Origin of the sequence: Acinetobacter sp. YH01024, assembly GCF_013420195.1 — a bacterium.
Taxonomy (GTDB): Bacteria; Pseudomonadota; Gammaproteobacteria; order Pseudomonadales; family Moraxellaceae; genus Acinetobacter; species Acinetobacter amyesii.
Genome location: NZ_VOYQ01000015.1, coordinates 22900 through 40909 on the forward strand (window position 1 = coordinate 22900; position 18010 = coordinate 40909).

Below are 18010 nucleotides of genomic sequence, written 5' to 3' on the forward strand. Positions count from 1 at the left end.
TCATCATCCATTTAAGTTGAATCCATAAAAATGCTCCTTGTATAAAAGGAGCATTTTTTATTTACTCAAAATAAAATTAACGAACCACGCCCAACTTGTTCCAAAGCTCTGGCGTTAAAAATTTGGTCACCAATTTATTTAAATCTACATAACGCAGTATGCCCTGTAACTGTTGTTTAATTTCAGGTTTTTTTAAAATTTCATCGCCTGTAATACTACCAAGTTCTTGAAAACTTTCGCCTACAGCCTGTAGACCGTCGGCTTTAATTACAGCCTGCGTTTGCGTAGAACATTGCTCCACCAAAATTCGCTGCATCACTTGAGCTAGATTTTTATCGAGTTGCGTTTTTTGCGCATCACTGACATTACTGTATTGTTTTAAATCTGGATGCGCTGCCAATGCTGAAAAAGTCCATTGTAAAACTGCTGTTTTATCCGCCGCAGTGGTCGATTTCACTAAACATTGACTGAGCTGATCGACCGTCGGACTCGCCAAACTCACCTGAGTCGTCCCGAGCATCATGAGCGTCAATACAGCCAAACCTGCTGGTCGGGAAAAACGTAGATGTATTTTTTTAGATAAACCGTAAGCCATAGACCAAACTCCCAAAACTTAAGTCACCTTTGTATCATGAAGTGCTGTATTTGCTGTTTGGTCTGTGTAACTCAACTATTCATTTTTGCTAGTCGGTGCATAGATGAGAGGATGAATCGTTGGCCTTCTATTCCAATACCAATAAAAATGTCCATGGGTATCGAGCAAACTATGGGTGGTCAATGTCGATTTATTGCTATCCCCTCGCCAACATGCAAGTGCTGCATTACGGTTATTATGTAGGTCAATAAACTCAGGATTCAAATATTTTGGTTTCGCAGGAATGTATAAAGCATCTCCCGGATTGACCCATAAATCTGCCAAGTAGATCTTGCCTAGATTTGGAAAATAGCGTCCTACTGAGATGACGAGTGGCAATTGATCCCGATCGGTCGCGCTAAATATATGCGGAAAATCATGGTGTTCTAAATCAGTAGCCACATAAGGAAATAAGGTTTTTCCACTACAGTCAGGCTTACCGCCATCTAGATAGGCAAAACAATGACCTGCCATCATGCCGTATTCATATTGAATCTCTGACAGTCGTTTTTGATTTGAATGAATCTGAATCGCTTCACCTGCCTGAACTAAGGTGATACCAAAAGCTGCAGCGGTTTCTCTGGTCGCAACCAATGGCATAAACTCGAAGTGTTGCCCTTCAAATTCAAGCTCCGTTTGCTCCCCCCAATTGGTAATTTTAGTCGAAATTTCGGAAGGCACATCGTAGGGATTTCCCATCGTCATTTTCGCATTGGTGGCTGACTCGGTAATTAAATGAATTCCTGCCCCAAGTGATGCTAAATATGTTGGATGCCCACGATCATTCAAAAAGAAGGGTGTTTGCTCGATATTGACTGTAATCTCTGTTAATTCTCGGTCAAATAATGGTGCATTAAAATAAGTTTCATTTACTGAACTCATGGTTTTTCCTTATTATTTTTTAAAATTTTATCTGAGTACATCATTGGATCAGGATAAAAGCTTATTTCCCCAAATGGCTTTTATCCTGTTGAAGTTTATTTCATACGATTCAACATATTTTTTGCCCCTGCGTGGTTATAGTTGGTCGCTAAGTTTTGTAGGATGCCTTTTGCTCTTGCATTGGCGTTTGGATAACTTTTGCTATATGCAGGCACTGAGGTTAAGCATTTTGCAACGAGCATACCTGATTCAGCATAGGCTCTATTGGCATTTGCACCATTTAATTTGCCATAGCTATAAGCGCGCTGTGCATTATTACAAGCGGTGACTTGGTTTTTTCCGGCATTCAGATCGCGTCGTGCATTCACATATAAGCGCATTTGTATCTGCTGAGATGTTTCAGCAACTGGTTTCACTATAGGTTTGTTTTCAGGCTCTTTGGCTTTGGTTTCTTTTTTAGTCTCTACTTCTTTTTTTGCTTCATCTTTCGCATTGCTTTTTGTTGTCGTTACTTTTGCTTTGCTTGGTGTGGCTTTTTTAGCTACAGTTTCTTCTTGTTTATTATAGTTTTTGCGACGTTCTTCGGGTCCAATAATTGCTGTATACAAACTCACTAAGCGGGTTTCAGAACGGTCATTTGATTTACGCTCTGAAACGGGTTCAATAGCAACCATCCAACGTTGTCCATCTGCCTGACTACACTGAAACACACCTGTGCTCTGTTTTATACTGCTATAGGTCGCTAATAATTTACGACTCCATGCATTTTTGACTTGGTTCAAATTGCTTTTATTCAGTTGAATAAATTTGCCATTTTTGGCTTGGCAGTAACTGCTCATATTTTGCTTGGGTATGAGCGATTCTGCTTCCATATTTTTCTTTTGTGGTCCCCAATCATAGACGTATTCTTTCGCCTTGCCATTTGCGCTATTAAGCCCTTTTTGATTGATCACTTCTTGTGGTGATGCATAATGATTAAATGAATTTGGGTTTAAACTCTGCATGGTGGTACAACCATGTAATGCAAATCCAATACTCCCCACCCATAAAATTGCCTTTAAATTCACAGCAAAAATCTCAAAAATTTCACCCTTAAAAAATAGCGTAATTTAGTGCCTTTCACAATTTTATAATCTTGATTTTATTTATTATTTTTAAAAATTTAATCACTAAAATCGCATACGTTTGAGATCTATACATATGTTGTTCATTTTAATTTGATGAATTTCACATTTTATTTAAGTGTATTTGTTTATCCTTGGTGAACGGTCATCATCGTTCCCTTTTAGGTTATTTCGCAAGCATTTATGTATCGCTATGTGCTTATCAAATCTGTCATCAGAACAAGCCTCTATTATTAATCATGATATAAAACTAGGCTTATCTAGGATTCGAGCGACAATATGGAATCGAGTAAAAAAAACAGCTCATCTAAAAATGTTAATCTATTGATTTTATTTGAATATATTAACTTAAAATTAAAGCCATAAAAAAACCTGCATTTTATTGCAGGTTTTTTTATGACTTTATAAACTCAATTGTTAATTTTTTCTTCAAATGCTCTTAAGCGCTTATAAATAGACATTAATTCGATAATGGTTGTCCATGAGGAAATCAGGTATTGGAAAGAATCACGTACACGCCCAAAGACATTTAAAATTTGCATTAATATACCGAGCGTAATTGTTCCCGCAGCAATACTTGGAAACAAAATAAAATATCCATAAATATTATCCAGTTGCATGTACCAAATACGAACCAGATTGAAATAAGCGTAGTGGAAATACAGTCTAAAATAATTAAAACGAACTTTAGTAAATAATTCTTTTAATGTGAAAGGGTCTGCTCGATCTGCATGATCTTCACCATAAACTAACTCTTTACGATATGCCGCTTCGACTTTTTGATTATTAAACTCCAAACCCGGTAGTTTATAACCCACCAGCATTAAAATAACCGTCCCTAAAACCGCCCAAAGGACTGCCGCCCAAACCAATGCATAGGCGATTTCCCCCACGACAGGTAATTTCTTTACATGTGTTGATAAAGTTAGCAGCACAGGTAGAAATGCAATTAAGGTCATCACCGATTCAACTAAGCTAACCCCAAGTCCTTCTGTGGTTTTTGCAAAGCGCATCGTGTCTTCTTGAATACGCTGTGAGGCACCTTCGATGGTTCTCAGTTTTTCCCAATGCGCAGTATAAAAGTCATTCATTGCAGTACGCCAACGAAAAACATAATGACTGACGAAAAACAGGTTCAATACAGCCAGTGTGACATACACCATGGCCACATAGAGAAAAGTCAGTATCTCAGAATATAGCATCGTCACTTCGCCCCCACCACCTGAAAGCATTTTCTGGATCAGGTCATAGAATGGGTTATACCAAGCATTGATCACGACATTACATTCCACACTAAACCAAACATTAAATAGAATAAGTGCGGTTCCCCACACTGACCATCGCTGCCAAGGATTATCTGATTTGATCTTCCAAAAGGCTGCAAAAAGCGCCGTTGCTACAAAAAACCAAACATAGAACCATAAAAATTTGGGACTCCAAAATCGGCTGACAGCAATTGGCAACTCTGCAAGATGATAATTTGCAGGTAAACCGAACATCGTCCCCCAACTATGACCACCGCTATACCATAAGGCGATATTAATTATGAACCATATAAGGAATGATCCAAAAAACCATTTTGGATTTGGAAAAAAAGATTTAAACATTAGTCCTACATTTCCCTGAATCTTTGTTTTTAGTTTGAGTTGCTGATGATAAGTTTTATTTCATTAATTTTCTTGTTCAGATTGAATATTTAACGCTGTTTAATCTGAAATTTAACAATCAAATACAAGACGACACATCATTCTGTTAGCTTAAGCATGAAAACTGAAGTTCACCTTAAATTCATTATTAATCATGCCCTTTTGATGATCTGGTCATTGTTTGTGGAACAAAAGACGCATCTTAGGACATATAATTACAGTTAAAAAGTTTGTCATATTTTAAAATTATTTTTTGATATCAATAGATTAAAAACCATAATTTATTTAACCATTATTTAAACTTAAGTTATGGAATTCTCTAAAATATTTTCTGCGATGTAGCTCACGTCATTTACAAAACATGTTTCTTCACCAATAATATGCTAAGTTCAATTAACAACCTATGCTTGGGGAAGTAAAATGGAAAGTGCAATTGTTGAATTACTCAAACCAATTACATTAAATAAAGAAAATTGCAGTCCTTTGGTTTTTGAAACTGGTACCGTTCTAAAAGTGATTATGCAAACGCCAGAAGGCCTTTTGGTAAGTAATGATGACAAATTTAACTTTGTGATTTCATTGAAAGATAAGAATGAAGTTTGGCGCGAAATTTAATTTTCGCCTCACTTTGTGATTTGTTTTTAAATCATATTTATTCTAAGAAATTTAATCATACAATTATTGAATAAACAGGATAAGGTTCTTAAATTCCATAAAAAAAGAATCCTCCTTTTAAGCAAATATTTTTCATAACTTAGCTTAACGTTTAAATCCGTAAATCATATTTTTCTAAAATCGCATTGGTTTTCTGATGCAATCCCTCAAAATAGACTTTACTCACCAGTGCTGAAGGCTTGTTTTTTGGCAATGGACGAATTTCATGTGCGTGCGGAAAACGTTCAGTAAAATCAAATCGTTTAACCACTTTTTTAAACTCATCCATCACAAGATTTTCATCTTTACAAAAAACATCGTAGGCTTGCTGTTTTTCTGCATCCCAAAACTGCTTAAATGCATCTTGAACACTTTGACCATTCAGCATTCGTGGCATTTGTTCATCAATAAACTTCTGAATCAAATCCATTTTTTTATACATTTTTCGGTCATTACTGAGTAAAGATTGGAGTTGTTGCTGCTGTTTAGCCCTTTGAATCGAGGATGGTGGCGCAGCAGCAATCATATTTAATAATGTATAAATATAATCCTGATTTACATAATCACTAATAATAAAATCTAAAGCAAAATTCACGTCACGTAGCACTGAATTTTTTTCAACTGCTGTACCTTTATTTATTCTGTCATACAAATCTTTATATTTAGATTTATAGTCTTCAAGTTCTTGCGGCACTATAACTGCTTTATCAACATCAAAGTCTGTATACATTTTCAGTTGTGAATGTAGACGAATCACATCACGAAAAGCTTGAATAAACTGCAACTGCTGACTTTCGAGTTTTAGATCATCTACTGACTGACACTCAGGTGTTATTTTTCTTAATTCACTAACACACTTATTAAATTCTGCTAATTGTTGATCCAACGGTGGCACAATCACTTGCTCAAAATTTTGGTCGTCTGCAAAAGTAGAAAGAGCTTTATCTGTTGCCTGCTTTAAATTTCTAAAACACACGACATTGCCAAAAGCTTTTGTTGGCTTATAAATACGGTTTGTACGCGAAAAAGCCTGAATTAAACCGTGATATTTTAAGTTCTTGTCGACATAAATCGTATTAAGTGGCAATGAGTCAAAACCTGTCAGGAACATATTCACCACCAACAGCAAATCAATTGGCGGACCTTTCAACTCCCCAACTTCTTTAGGTGGTTTAGGGACTTTGAAGTACTTAACGCGATCACCTAGATTTTTATAATATTCATAAAATCCTTCGTCACAGTTATAGCTAGTCAGATGGCGCGTATTAAATTCTGCAATGATCCGTTCAAGTTGCGCTTTACGCCCCATATCAACTTGACTCGGCTGTTCAAGTTCGTCTTCAGAAATCGTACCTGTTGTGGAGTCATTGGCGTCGTTTGTCGTGTCCTGCGCTCCAAAAGAAAAAATCGTACCAATCACTAAAGGGGTATAAATTTCTTCCTTCTTGTCCGCTTCTGCAACCAACTCTGCTTGGACTTTGGCAAATATTGCATAATATTGAAGCAGGACATCTACTGAGCTGACACAAAACATTGAACAAAATTCGCGTTTTGCCGTTTTTTTGTCATGATTTTTTAAAATATAACGTACAATTTTTTCTAAGCGCTCAGGGTTGTCATACAGCTCTTTAGTATCGATGCCTTGTATTTTTTCATCACCTGCATTCACCTGATGAGCGGTAAATTGTCCTACGTAATCAATTTGAAATGGTAAAACATTTTTATCTGCTATCGCATCGACAATCACATATTTATGCAATCGTTTAGGGAATAGATATTCTGTGGTGTATTTCACGCCACCAATGCTTTGACAGTTCACAGGAAAAATAGGCGTGCCTGTAAAACCGAACATTTGCGCCTGTTTAAAGAAGCGTTTGATATTTTGGTGAGTATCACCAAATTGACTGCGGTGGCATTCATCAAAAATAAATACGACTTTTTTATCTGCCAAATCAGCGATCAATTCTCTGAATTTAGGGAGTGTAATTGCGTTATTCAGCTTTTGAATGGTCGTCACGACCAATTTATCTGTGAGTATATTGCTTTCATTTTTTCGTGAGTTCAGCCGTTTACCGATGAGCTGCTCAACCAATGTTTTGGTGTTGGTCGTTTGGTCTACGCAGTCGGGAACAAAGGCATTGAACTCTTTAGTGGTTTGATTATCGAGGTCTTTTCGGTCCACGACAAAGATAACTTTTTCTATTTCAGGCAACTGACGCATGATTTCACTGGCTTTAAATGCCGTGAGGGTTTTACCCGAACCCGTTGTATGCCAAATATAAGCATGATCGGTTGAGGTTTTCACATGCTGAATCATGTTTTCAACTGCATAGACTTGATAAGGTCGTAGCACCATTAAGCATTCATTGGTTTGATGCTGAACGATGTATTTACTGATCATTTTCGTAATATGTGCTGCGTTTAAAAATACTTCGGTAAATTTACTCAAATCATTAATTGCTTTGTTGTTTTCATCTGCCCACGGAAATGTAAAATCAAACAATGGAGTGCCATGTGAATAATATAAGCAATTTACGCTGTTACTAATGACAAAGAGCTGGATGTATCCAAACAGACCTTGTCCAGATGTATAGGCGTCTTTACTGTAGTTATGCACTTGGTGAAACGCCTGTGCGATTTCTACGCCACTGCGTTTGAGTTCAACTTGTACTAAGGGAAAGCCGTTGATCAATAGCGTGACATCAAAACGGCTGGTTTCTGTACCGCTCTCACCGTATTGAACCGTCACTTGGTTAGTCACTTGAAAAATATTTTTTTCTGCATCATCACTTAAAAATCGCAGTGTTTGGGTCGTACCGTCATCATGTTTAAGCTGGTATGAACCACGCAATAGTTTGGCTTTGCCGAAAATCGTATGTTCACTGCTCAGGTAATTCCACACCTGTTCCCATTGCTCATGTGTGAGTGGTGCAGTCAGTGCATTAAATTTTTCTATTTGATTTTTTAAGTTTGCGAGTAAGGCTGCCTCGTTTCTGTACTGAACACGCTCGTACCCTAACGTTGTTAAGTGCGCTATAAATTGGTTTTCGAGTTCGAGTTCTTTTTGGGTCGACATTTATAATACTGCTCAGTTTTTAACTATTGGTATGTATATCTTTTGATTCTAATAGATTTATTATATTTTTCAATCTTTTAAATTCATCAAATAAACATCTAAACTGATGATACAGATCACTGTTTTTTCTTTTAGGAATCCTTCAGTACTTTCTTAAATAACTGATGTTACGCAGTAACATCAGAAGCGCCATTTGATTCAAATAAATGAACGATACGCGGTAACGTCATCCGCAAGTGTTTGAGACAGGACTACTTCTAATCAAAAATGTTTTTGCGATATTTATTGAATAATTTGACGGTAGTGAACGAGTTTTGCGGATGACAATGGTTTTGGGTACTTTTGCCGAAACAAAAGTACCTCCAGCCGAAGGCTAATCCCTTTATTCAAACCCTAGATGCAAGACTCCGTCGAATAGGCTTAAAAATCATTTTAAAAATGCGAAATTACTTTTATGTGCGTAACATCAGTTAAATAAAAAAATTCCCGCATTTGGATAAATGCAGGAATTTTATAAAACCATATAACAATCAGACAAACATTTGCTGTAATAAGCCTTTTTTCCACTGTTTAGTTTGTTCAATTTGCTGTGCTACACCTGCAATTTTTTGGTCAATAGCTGATAGGAAATTAGCGATTTTAGTTTGTTCTTCTAGGCAAGGAAATTTAATTTCCATTTTTGAAATCATATCCATTCGTACAGAATCGACAGAGTTCTTTGCTGACAACCTTTTGACCCGATCATAAAAATAATTAGAAAAATAAATGTAGAGATATTTACCAATCATCTTTTCAGAAAATCCATATAAACAATAAACTCGCTGATGAAAATCAAATTTTCCGTCAATATAATGGAAGTTTTTCCCAACTCCCACACCGTCACCAGATGTCAAAATTGCTTCCGTATCCATGCTAAATGAATTAATTCTTTCAACTGTTTGAGAGCGCACAAAAAAAGGATAACTACCGTCATCTACTTTATTCTGAGTATCTTTATTACCTGTAGTAATCTTACATACATCGCCAATACATGTACTCCCCCACTCCCCAAACTCACTCCCATCATCCGCTTTAAAACGAATCTGCTGGCTAAACAGCTTTTGCATCATGCCTTGTTTATATTGGCTCAGTAGTTCATGTTTTTGGCTCAGTTGACCAATCCTTTCATCCACCACGGAAAGGAAAGAAGCGATTTTGGTTTGTTCTTCAGCAGTTGGTAAATCAATCTTTAATTCTGCAAAATTTGATTGCCCAAGAGTTTTGTTTCGACCTGCACCACCTGGTGAAGCAAATTCTAAATAACTTTGCCCTTTATCTGTTATAAACATATAGCGTAAAAAATTAACATCAGATAAGCCATCTTTGGGTGCATACATTGGAAAACGATGTGAAGCAATTAATCCATTTTCTTTATCTGATGTAACAGCGATAGCTCTTTCCCAAGCGAATACAATGTTTACTACAAGAGCATTTGGCACTACCCAAAAAACTCTTTTATTACCAAGTTCTTTACCTGTTACTGACTCTTTATGAAAAATACCTTTACCATGGGAGCGAATTCCGATTTGTACATAATTTTGAGTACCTACCACATTAACTGGATTAGATATACGCTCAAGAAAAGAATCTAATCTTTTCTTGCTCCAATTCCCCTCAAACTCTTTAAACCGCAATTTAGGCGAAGCCATTACTTCACCTCCGCAAAAGGTGAATCAATGCCGAGTTCTGCACAAAACTTAGAAATTTCTGCATCAGTTTTTAGACTTTCAACCTCTAAGGCTTGAAGCTGTTTCGCTATTGCATCTAAATCAATTTCAGCTTCCGCTTCAAAAGTATCGACATAACGAGGAATATTCAAATTGAAATCATTGTCAGCAACTTCTTGCAGACTCGCTACATATGCATATTTTTCAATATTCTGACGGTTTTCAAATGCACCAACGATATTATCTAAATGCTCAGGTAAGAGCTTGTTTTGATTCTTTTGCTTTTCAAACTCATTGCTCGCATCAATAAATAAAATATTGTCGCTATGCTCACGGTTTTTCTTCAACACCAACACACAGGTTGGAATAGTCGTGCCATAGAAAATATTGGCAGGCAAACCAATAATCGTATCAATCACATTTAACTTTTCAATTAGATGCTTACGAATATGCCCTTCACTCGAACCACGGAACAAAACTCCATGCGGCAGTACAATCGCCAAAGTCCCATTTTCATCTAACTGATAAAGCATGTGCTGTAAAAACGCCATATCGGCCTTAGAACTTGGAGCTAACTTGCCAAAATCACGGAAACGCGGATCGCTTAAGTATGACTCACTCGCAGACCACTTTGCCGAAAATGGTGGATTCGCTACAATCGCATCAAATTTCAGTTCCATATGCTGTGGACGTTTTAAAGTATCCTCCTGCTTAATTTCAAACTTTGAATAATGCACATCATGCAAAATCATGTTCATACGTGCCAAGTTATATGTCGTACGATTCATTTCTTGACCGTAAATCGCGTCCACATCGCCGACTTCACGCTTTACACGTAGCAATAAAGATCCTGAACCACAAGTCGGGTCATATACACTGCGTAGACGTTCTTTACCTAAGGTGACAAGTTTTGCAAGCAAAGTCGAAACCATTTGCGGTGTATAAAACTCACCTGCTTTTTTACCAGCACCTGAAGCAAATTCACCAATGAGAAATTCATAAGCATCGCCTAAAATATCAGACTCAGTATTCGACAGATCAAAATTAATATCGTCTAAATGTACGATCACACGGCTAATCAACTCATTACGGTCATCAGGCGTATTTCCTAACTTGGTCGAACTTAAATCCATGTCTTCAAACAAATGCGAAAAATCATCGGCCGCATCTGTACGCAATGTACTTTGCTCAATTGCCTTAAGGGTTTTAATTACATCATCCAAAATGTATTTTTTTGCTCGAGCCAATGTTGCCATACTATGGAACAATTCTTGTGGTGCTAAGAAATAGCCCATACTGGCAAGACATTCTTCACGAACAGCACTCAAATATGCTTGATTAATTTCAGTATCTTCAACCAATTCTGCAAACTTAATTTGATCAGGTGATAAAATTTCGTTGGCATTATTTTGAATTTTTTCAGACAAATATTTGTAGAAGATCAAGCCCAAAATGTAATCGCGGAATTCATCTGCCCCCATTTTACCACGCAAAGTATTGGCAATATTCCAGAGTTGTTTTTGCAGTTCTTGAAGCTGGACTTGAGTCATTGTTGTACCAAAAAATGTTTTTAATTAATCATAAAAAAAGCCGAACCCGAAGGTTCGACTTTTTTGAATTTTGGTGGAGATGGCGGGAGTTGAACCCGCGTCCGCCAGCACTACGCTCGAGAATACTACATGCTTAGATATCGTCTATTGATTTAGCTCTTTGTGACCCGACGAACAGGGTACAAATCGCGATCCTTTAAGATTTAGTACAAGACCCCAAGGCTTGATCTTATACGGACTTGTGTGCGTTCGCTTCAGTCGGGACCCCTAACCACAAGTATTCAGGGATGCGGACAAACTGCCCTTAGGCAGCTAGAGCGTAAGTTTCGTCGTTTGCGACTAAAATATGCAAATTTGATTTACGAGAGAAAATGCGCTCTCGACATGCATCTATGAGTTTCATCACCAGCGTCGAAGCCAGAAACATCCCCAAAGTAGCGTCATCATAGCATAACTGCAAAAAATTGCGATGCAATTTCGAAACAATTACACATTGATCTGCGCTTAATTACATAATTGCGTTAATATTTTATTTTTCAAGACCGCAAAAGAAAAATATATGAGCTATTTATTGGCACTCGATCAAGGAACGACTTCAAGTCGTGCGATCATTTTCAACGAACATGGACAAGTTCAAGCTACAGCTCAACGGGAAACCCACATTCAAACTCCACATTCAGGCTGGGTGGAACAAGATGCTCAAGAAATTTGGAGCTCTCAAATTGCCGTCGTGCAACAAGCGCTCGCCTCTGCTCGTATCCTTGCCAAAGACATCAAAGCCATTGGCCTGACCAATCAACGTGAGACCACTGTGGTTTGGGATAAACGCACAGGTCAACCACTTGCTCCTGCAATTGTTTGGCAAGACCGCCGTGCAACCGAGTGGTGTGGGCAACTAACTCAACAAAACCTCAATGACCTCATTCACAAAAAGACCGGTTTACGTATCGACCCCTATTTTAGTGCTGGGAAATTGGTCTGGTTATTAGAACACACTCAAGGTCTACGTGAACTCGCAGAGCAAGGTCATGTGGCTTTCGGCACGATTGACAGTTGGTTGGTGTGGAACCTGACACAAGGTGCAGAGCATGTGATTGAAGCCAGCAATGCCTCACGAACCATGCTAATGAACTTGCAGCAACAAGCTTGGGATGAAGAACTCTTAGAATTATTTGATATTCCTCTGTCAGTCCTTCCTAAAATCATTAGTTCAGATGAATATATTGCAGATACCGCTACAGGTTTACTTGGCGCAAACATTCCCATTACCGGCATTTTAGGTGATCAGCAATCTGCGCTATTTGGACAGTCATGCTTTGAAGCAGGAACAGCAAAAAACACCTATGGTACAGGCTGTTTCATGTTGTTTAATACCGGCACTGAAGTTCAATATAGCCATAATAAATTACTCTCAACACTTGCATGGCAAGCTCAAGGTCAAACCCATTATGCACTTGAAGGTAGTGTGTTTATGGCTGGCGCAATCGTGCAATGGCTGCGAGACGGTTTAGGGATTATTCAAAAAAGCAGTGATGTTGAAAAACTCGCGTGCCAAGTTGAACACACCGATGGCGTGGTTCTGGTTCCTGCCTTTACTGGGCTAGGCGCTCCGCATTGGGATAGTGATGCCCGTGCCCTCCTCTGTGGAATGTCACGTGGTACAAATAAATCCCACATAGCTCGTGCCGCCTTAGAGGCCATTGCCTTTCAAGTGTCGGATGTATTGACCGCCATGCAGTCAGACCTGTCTAGTCCACTTAAAGAACTCCGGGTCGATGGCGGTGCCAGTAGCAATGATATGCTGATGCAATTTCAGGCCGATATCTTAAATGTGCCTGTACTGCGTCCTAAACTTTTAGAATCAACTGCATGGGGTGCTGCCGCGATGGCTGGACTCAAAGCGGGTGTGTTTTCAAATCTTGATGAAATTGCCGCTTCATGGCAATTAGAACGTGCTTTTGAACCAAAAATGAATGCCGATCAACGTGAATTTCATTTGGCTCAGTGGCAATCTGCACTCAAACGGGCGCGCTCGGATCTTTGATTTTTTTCAATCAACGCCGTATGCAATAAAAAACCGCTCATTCGAGCGGTTTTTTTATGCTTGATGTTATTTAGTGTGCATGACCACCACCCACACCTGCTTTAGGTCGTGGACAGAGCCAAATGATCAGTGCAGCGAATATAAATATACCCGCCAGTACTAAAAACACATGATTGGCTGAAAGCGTTAAGGCTTCTTTATCCACCAAACTGGAGATATATCCCAAAGCAGCTTCTGAGCTCATTCCATTATTCACCAAGGTGTTTTGTACCTCAGTAACATGTAAATTACTGACCATTTCACTGCGTGCGACTTTGGTGTGATCATCCCAAATGGTTACTGCAATCGAGGCTCCAATTGCCCCTGCCATGGTTCTTAAGAAGTTCATCAAACCTGCCGCAGATGCCATGTCTTGTGGCAGTACAGATGCCAAGGCCATATTGGACAAAGGAATGAAGAAAAATGGAACGGCAAAACCTTGCAATATTTGCGGTAAAGCCAAAGCCATAAAGTCCGCATCCGTGGTCCAAAAGGCCCGCATAAGAGTTACTCCGCCCAAGATACTTAAACCAAAACTCGCCAAAGCACGTTGGTCGTATTTGGTTGCAAGCTTCGCAACAATTGGCGACATGGTCAGACTACCGACGCCCATCGTTGCGGTGAGATAGCCTGCCCACGTTGCGGTATAGCCCAAGTTGATCTGTAACCACTGCGGAATCAGGACAATACTGCCGAAGAAGGCACCAAAACCAAAGGCCAAAGCCAAGACCGAAATGGTAAAACTTCGGTACTTAAACAGCAGTATATTCACCACTGGATGCCGTTCAGTCAACTCCCAAATCGTGAAAACGATCAACCCGACAAATGCCGTCAGTGCCAACACCACGATAAATGGATGATTAAACCAATCTCGCTCATGGCCTAAGTCCAACATCAATTGCAAGGCACCGATCCACAACACCAACAGCAGTAAGCCACCGCGGTCTATTTTCAATTTCTGCGTTGGAGTTTCAGCCGTTTTCAGTAAGCGCATCGCTGCGATAGCACAACCGATCCCGACAGGAATATTGATAAAGAAAATCCAATGCCAAGATAAATTATCACTGATCGTACCACCCAAAATTGGACCTAAAATGGGACCAACGACGGTAGTCATTGCCCACATCCCCATGGCTTGGGATTGCTTTTCAGGAGGGAAAATGCGCATTAACAACGTTTGGCTCAGTGGCATAATCGGGCCACCAAACAAGCCTTGCCCAATTCGGCAAAACACCAACATTTCCAAACTGGTCGATAAACCACACAGTATCGAAAATACTGTAAAGCCAAACAGGCTGATCACAAAAACCCGTACAGAACCAAAGCGTCCAGCGAGCCAACCGGTTAATGGCACACAAATCGCTTCTGCCACAGCATAGGAGGTAATGACCCATGTCCCTTGGGATGCCGATACTGCAAGGCTACCGGTAATATGCGGCACAGATACATTGGCAATGGTCATGTCGAGCACAACCATAAAGTTCGCCAATGCCAAGACCAAGGCAGCGATAATCAGACGACCACCTTTTAGGTCAGTCATTTGCATTTGCTGATTCATAGGGAATTACTTCGATTTCAGGTCAATCGTCGCTTCCATAGACAGCCCCACACGGAGTGGGTGTTCTGCCAACTCTTTTGGATCTAAACGTATCCTCACAGGTAAACGCTGAACCACTTTAATCCAGTTTCCTGTGGCATTTTGTGCTGGAATCAAGGCAAATGCTGAACCTGTGCCACCAGAAAAACCAGTGACTATGCCATTAAATTTAACTTTGTCACCATACAGATCAGATGTCAGTTCAACTTTTTGACCCGCTTGCACCCCTGCCAATTGGCTTTCTTTAAAGTTGGCATCGACATATAACTGAGAGACTGGCACCACCATCATTAATGACGTTCCCGGTCCAATGCGTTGCCCAACTTGAATATTGCGACGTGTCACCACACCATCAAAGGGTGCTTTGATTTGTGTACGTTCTAAGTCCAACTGAGCTTGTTGTAGACGTGCTTGCGCAACTAAAACATCTGGGGTTGAATTTTCATTGCTGTCTTGAATTAATGCATCATTCGCCGCTTTATTACTTTGTGCCGCTTTTTGACTAGATTTGGCTTGAGCAAGTCCTGCTTGAGCCACATCAAAACTGGCTTTAGCCGTATTCACAGCACTCTGCGCTGTGCTTAATTCTTCTTTAGAAATCGCACCTGAAGCTGCCAATTGTTGACGACGTTGTAATTCATCTTGTGCTTTATTCAGATCGGCTTGTGCCTTCGCCACTTGTGCGCTTGCACTATGAATTGCATCATCACTGACAAAAATTTGTGAGTTTAAAGAACTACTATTCGCCGCAGTTTGTTTGTATTGGCGTTTTGCTTTAAGTAATTCAGCCTGTGCCTGAGCTAAGGCAATTTCAGCATCGCGCGCATCAATGCGAACAAGCACATCGCCTTTTTTCACTTGCTGCGTATCACTCACCAAAACATCTGCCACTTGCCCCGTGACCATCGAGGTAATCGACGCTGTTTCTGCACCGACATAGGCATTATCGGTACTGACGGAATGATTTAGAAATATTGACCAAATCAAATACATCACCAAAGCAATCACGATCAATACAGCCACTATACCAAGGCCTTTTTTTCTGCGTGCTTTTAATTCCTGATCGGTGGGCTGCTTTGTAGATGGGGTTTCTGGCAGGTTACTAACGGTATCTGTCATAGATTTGTCCTAAATCTAGCAGACTTGGTCATGGCATCATGAGCTTTGCAAAGCATGTCAACTTTGCTGTCAGATAATGGTGTCGTGAGAAAGTCTATCTTCTTCAATTTTCCGGCATTTTAAAGCTAAAAAATCATATCCTGAGAATAGAAAATGTAACTCGTCAGTCTTTTTTTCGTCGGCAACAGGATAAAATCATGCCCTGCTGCCAATACTGGACTTTATTTTTTCATTATTTTGAATGTGTTAACTTAAGAATGGCTTAATAGGCATACGATGCAATCGCTGTTGCAATCGCTTTACCTTCATCATTGACCATGGTCATACGCATGGTGCAGCCCTTACGACCTAAACGTAAGGTTTCAGCTCGTGCAACGAAATACTGTCCGCGTCCTGGCGCTAAATAATCCACACGCATATCGACGGTCGCTAAGCGAGATACCTTTTTACTCGTTTCTGCTAGATCTTCAGCTGTGGCCTTTTTATACAATTCTGCCATTGCAGAGATACCACCGATACTGTCGAGTAAAGTTGCCGCAACACCACCATGTAAAATTTGGAATGCGACATTTCCTATTAGATTACTGGCCATGTCCACACGTGCTTCGATCTGACCATCGATCACCGTCATTTTCATTGCATTGTGTACAAAAAATGGGGAGCTGTTAAATGCTTGAGCAATGTTATTTAATAAAGTATCGATTTCAATCTTCGAGTTTAGGTCAATATTACCGGTCCAACTCTTATTTACATCTGTCATAGCCTACTCGAATCGCTGTCATTGAATAAAAAAATAATACAGGGTGCGCCAAACCCTCATTATGCGTCTACAATAGTCAAAGTTTAATACTGATCAATGAGATTGTTATGACCTATACGTTCAATCGTCCAGCTTTTCCTGCCACTCGCATGCGTCGCATTCGTAAAAATGACCAGCTTCGCGCTATGGTGCGTGAAACTCAACTGACGACTGATCATCTCATTTATCCAGTATTTGTGTTGCCAGGCCAGCAACAAACTCAAGATATTCCAAGCATGCCAAACGTACAGCGTCTATCTGCTGACTTGTTACTAAAAAAGGCAGAACGTTTACTCGAATTGGGTGTTTCAAAATTAGCTTTGTTCCCAGTTACACCACAGGAAGATAAAAGTTTAACGGCTGAAGCAGCTTGGCATGAAGATGGCTTAGTCCAAAGCACCATCCGCTTATTAAAAAAAGAACTACCAGAAATGGTTCTCATCACTGATGGTGCGCTCGACCCATACACCACACATGGTCAAGACGGTATCATTGATGATACCGGCTATGTACTGAATGATGAAACCGTTGAATGCTTAATTAAACAAGCACTCAGCCATGCCGAAGCGGGTGCAGATGTGGTTGCACCCAGTGACATGATGGATGGTCGTATCGGTGCGATTCGCCAAGCGCTTGAAGCCAATGGCCATATCTATACCAATATCATGGCCTATTCTGCAAAATATGCGTCTAGCTTTTACGGTCCATTCCGTGATGCGGTAGGTTCTTCAAGCAACCTCAAAGGTGGCAATAAATACAATTACCAAATGGACATCGGTAACCGTGCAGAAGCTCTACATGAAATCGCACTCGATATTCAAGAAGGCGCCGACATGGTGATTGTAAAACCAGGTATGCCGTATTTAGACATCGTCCGTGAAGTTAAAGATAACTTCGGTGTTCCAACCTTTGTCTATCAAGTAAGTGGTGAATACGCCATGTTGGCAGGTGCCATTCAAAACGGTTGGTTGTCTGATAGCGTGATTATCGAGTCGCTTATGAGCTGCCGCCGTGCAGGTGCAGATGGGATCTGGACTTACTTTGCTGAAGATGCAGCACTCATGTTGAAAGACATGAAATAACCTGCAAAGCCTTCCTGAAATGGTGACGTTCAGGAAGGCTTTTTATATCTGTAAAAGT

General features: G+C 39.8%; 13 protein-coding genes and 1 other RNA gene. 3 read left to right on the top strand and 11 right to left on the bottom strand.

Going from position 1 to position 18010, the window contains the following annotated elements; translation table 11 throughout:
- Positions 1 to 76: 76 nt before the first annotated feature.
- From FTT88_RS08475 to sbmA, 4 genes are all read right to left on the bottom strand, one after another.
- Entirely contained in the window at positions 77 to 523 is a 447-nt protein-coding gene (locus tag FTT88_RS08475) for a hypothetical protein (RefSeq protein ID WP_257223052.1), read from the bottom strand.
- A 147-nt stretch (positions 524 to 670) separates the two neighbouring features.
- Positions 671 to 1516, bottom strand: coding sequence for a hypothetical protein (locus FTT88_RS08480; protein WP_180004289.1), 846 nt, complete (start codon positions 1514 to 1516; stop codon positions 671 to 673).
- A gap of 95 nt (positions 1517 to 1611) precedes the next feature.
- On the bottom strand, positions 1612 to 2583 hold the full coding sequence (locus FTT88_RS08485) for a hypothetical protein (protein WP_180173867.1): 972 nt from the start codon (positions 2581 to 2583) through the stop codon (positions 1612 to 1614).
- 467 nt (positions 2584 to 3050) lie between these two features.
- Positions 3051 to 4247 carry a peptide antibiotic transporter SbmA gene (sbmA, locus tag FTT88_RS08490; protein ID WP_180004285.1) on the bottom strand — a complete coding sequence of 399 codons (1197 nt, stop codon included), beginning with the start codon at positions 4245 to 4247 and terminating at the stop codon, positions 3051 to 3053.
- Between the two features lie 459 nt (positions 4248 to 4706).
- Here sbmA and FTT88_RS08495 point away from each other — a divergent pair, with 459 nt between their 5' ends.
- Complete coding sequence (locus FTT88_RS08495) at positions 4707 to 4901, top strand: hypothetical protein (protein WP_180004283.1); 195 nt, start codon at positions 4707 to 4709, stop codon at positions 4899 to 4901.
- Between the two features lie 151 nt (positions 4902 to 5052).
- On the opposite strand, the gene FTT88_RS08500 is transcribed toward FTT88_RS08495, so the two are convergent.
- From FTT88_RS08500 to ssrA, 4 genes are all read right to left on the bottom strand, one after another.
- Positions 5053 to 8016, bottom strand: a complete 2964-nt coding sequence (locus FTT88_RS08500) for a type I restriction endonuclease subunit R (RefSeq protein WP_180004281.1) — start codon at positions 8014 to 8016, stop codon at positions 5053 to 5055.
- A 530-nt stretch (positions 8017 to 8546) separates the two neighbouring features.
- The gene (locus FTT88_RS08505) at positions 8547 to 9704 is read right to left on the bottom strand and encodes a restriction endonuclease subunit S (RefSeq protein ID WP_180004279.1); all 1158 of its coding nucleotides are present in this window, start codon (positions 9702 to 9704) and stop codon (positions 8547 to 8549) included.
- Positions 9704 to 11272, bottom strand: coding sequence for a type I restriction-modification system subunit M (locus tag FTT88_RS08510; RefSeq protein ID WP_180004277.1), 1569 nt, complete (start codon positions 11270 to 11272; stop codon positions 9704 to 9706). Before FTT88_RS08510 ends, FTT88_RS08505 begins: the two co-directional genes overlap by 1 nt.
- A gap of 71 nt (positions 11273 to 11343) precedes the next feature.
- Positions 11344 to 11703: a transfer-messenger RNA gene (gene ssrA / locus FTT88_RS08515) on the bottom strand.
- Between the two features lie 128 nt (positions 11704 to 11831).
- Here ssrA and glpK point away from each other — a divergent pair.
- The gene (gene glpK / locus FTT88_RS08520; RefSeq protein ID WP_180004275.1) at positions 11832 to 13316 is read left to right on the top strand and encodes a glycerol kinase GlpK; all 1485 of its coding nucleotides are present in this window, start codon (positions 11832 to 11834) and stop codon (positions 13314 to 13316) included.
- 70 nt (positions 13317 to 13386) lie between these two features.
- Here glpK and FTT88_RS08525 read toward each other — a convergent pair whose 3' ends face one another.
- The 3 genes from FTT88_RS08525 to FTT88_RS08535 form a co-directional block, all read right to left on the bottom strand.
- Entirely contained in the window at positions 13387 to 14913 is a 1527-nt protein-coding gene (locus FTT88_RS08525; protein WP_180004273.1) for a DHA2 family efflux MFS transporter permease subunit, read from the bottom strand.
- Positions 14914 to 14919: 6 nt separating this feature from the next.
- Positions 14920 to 16071, bottom strand: a complete 1152-nt coding sequence (locus FTT88_RS08530; protein WP_180004271.1) for an efflux RND transporter periplasmic adaptor subunit — start codon at positions 16069 to 16071, stop codon at positions 14920 to 14922.
- Positions 16072 to 16333: 262 nt separating this feature from the next.
- Positions 16334 to 16831, bottom strand: coding sequence for a thioesterase family protein (locus tag FTT88_RS08535; RefSeq protein WP_180004269.1), 498 nt, complete (start codon positions 16829 to 16831; stop codon positions 16334 to 16336).
- Positions 16832 to 16938: 107 nt separating this feature from the next.
- Here FTT88_RS08535 and hemB point away from each other — a divergent pair, with 107 nt between their 5' ends.
- Positions 16939 to 17952, top strand: coding sequence for a porphobilinogen synthase (gene hemB / locus FTT88_RS08540; protein WP_078193091.1), 1014 nt, complete (start codon positions 16939 to 16941; stop codon positions 17950 to 17952).
- Positions 17953 to 18010 lie beyond the last annotated feature (58 nt).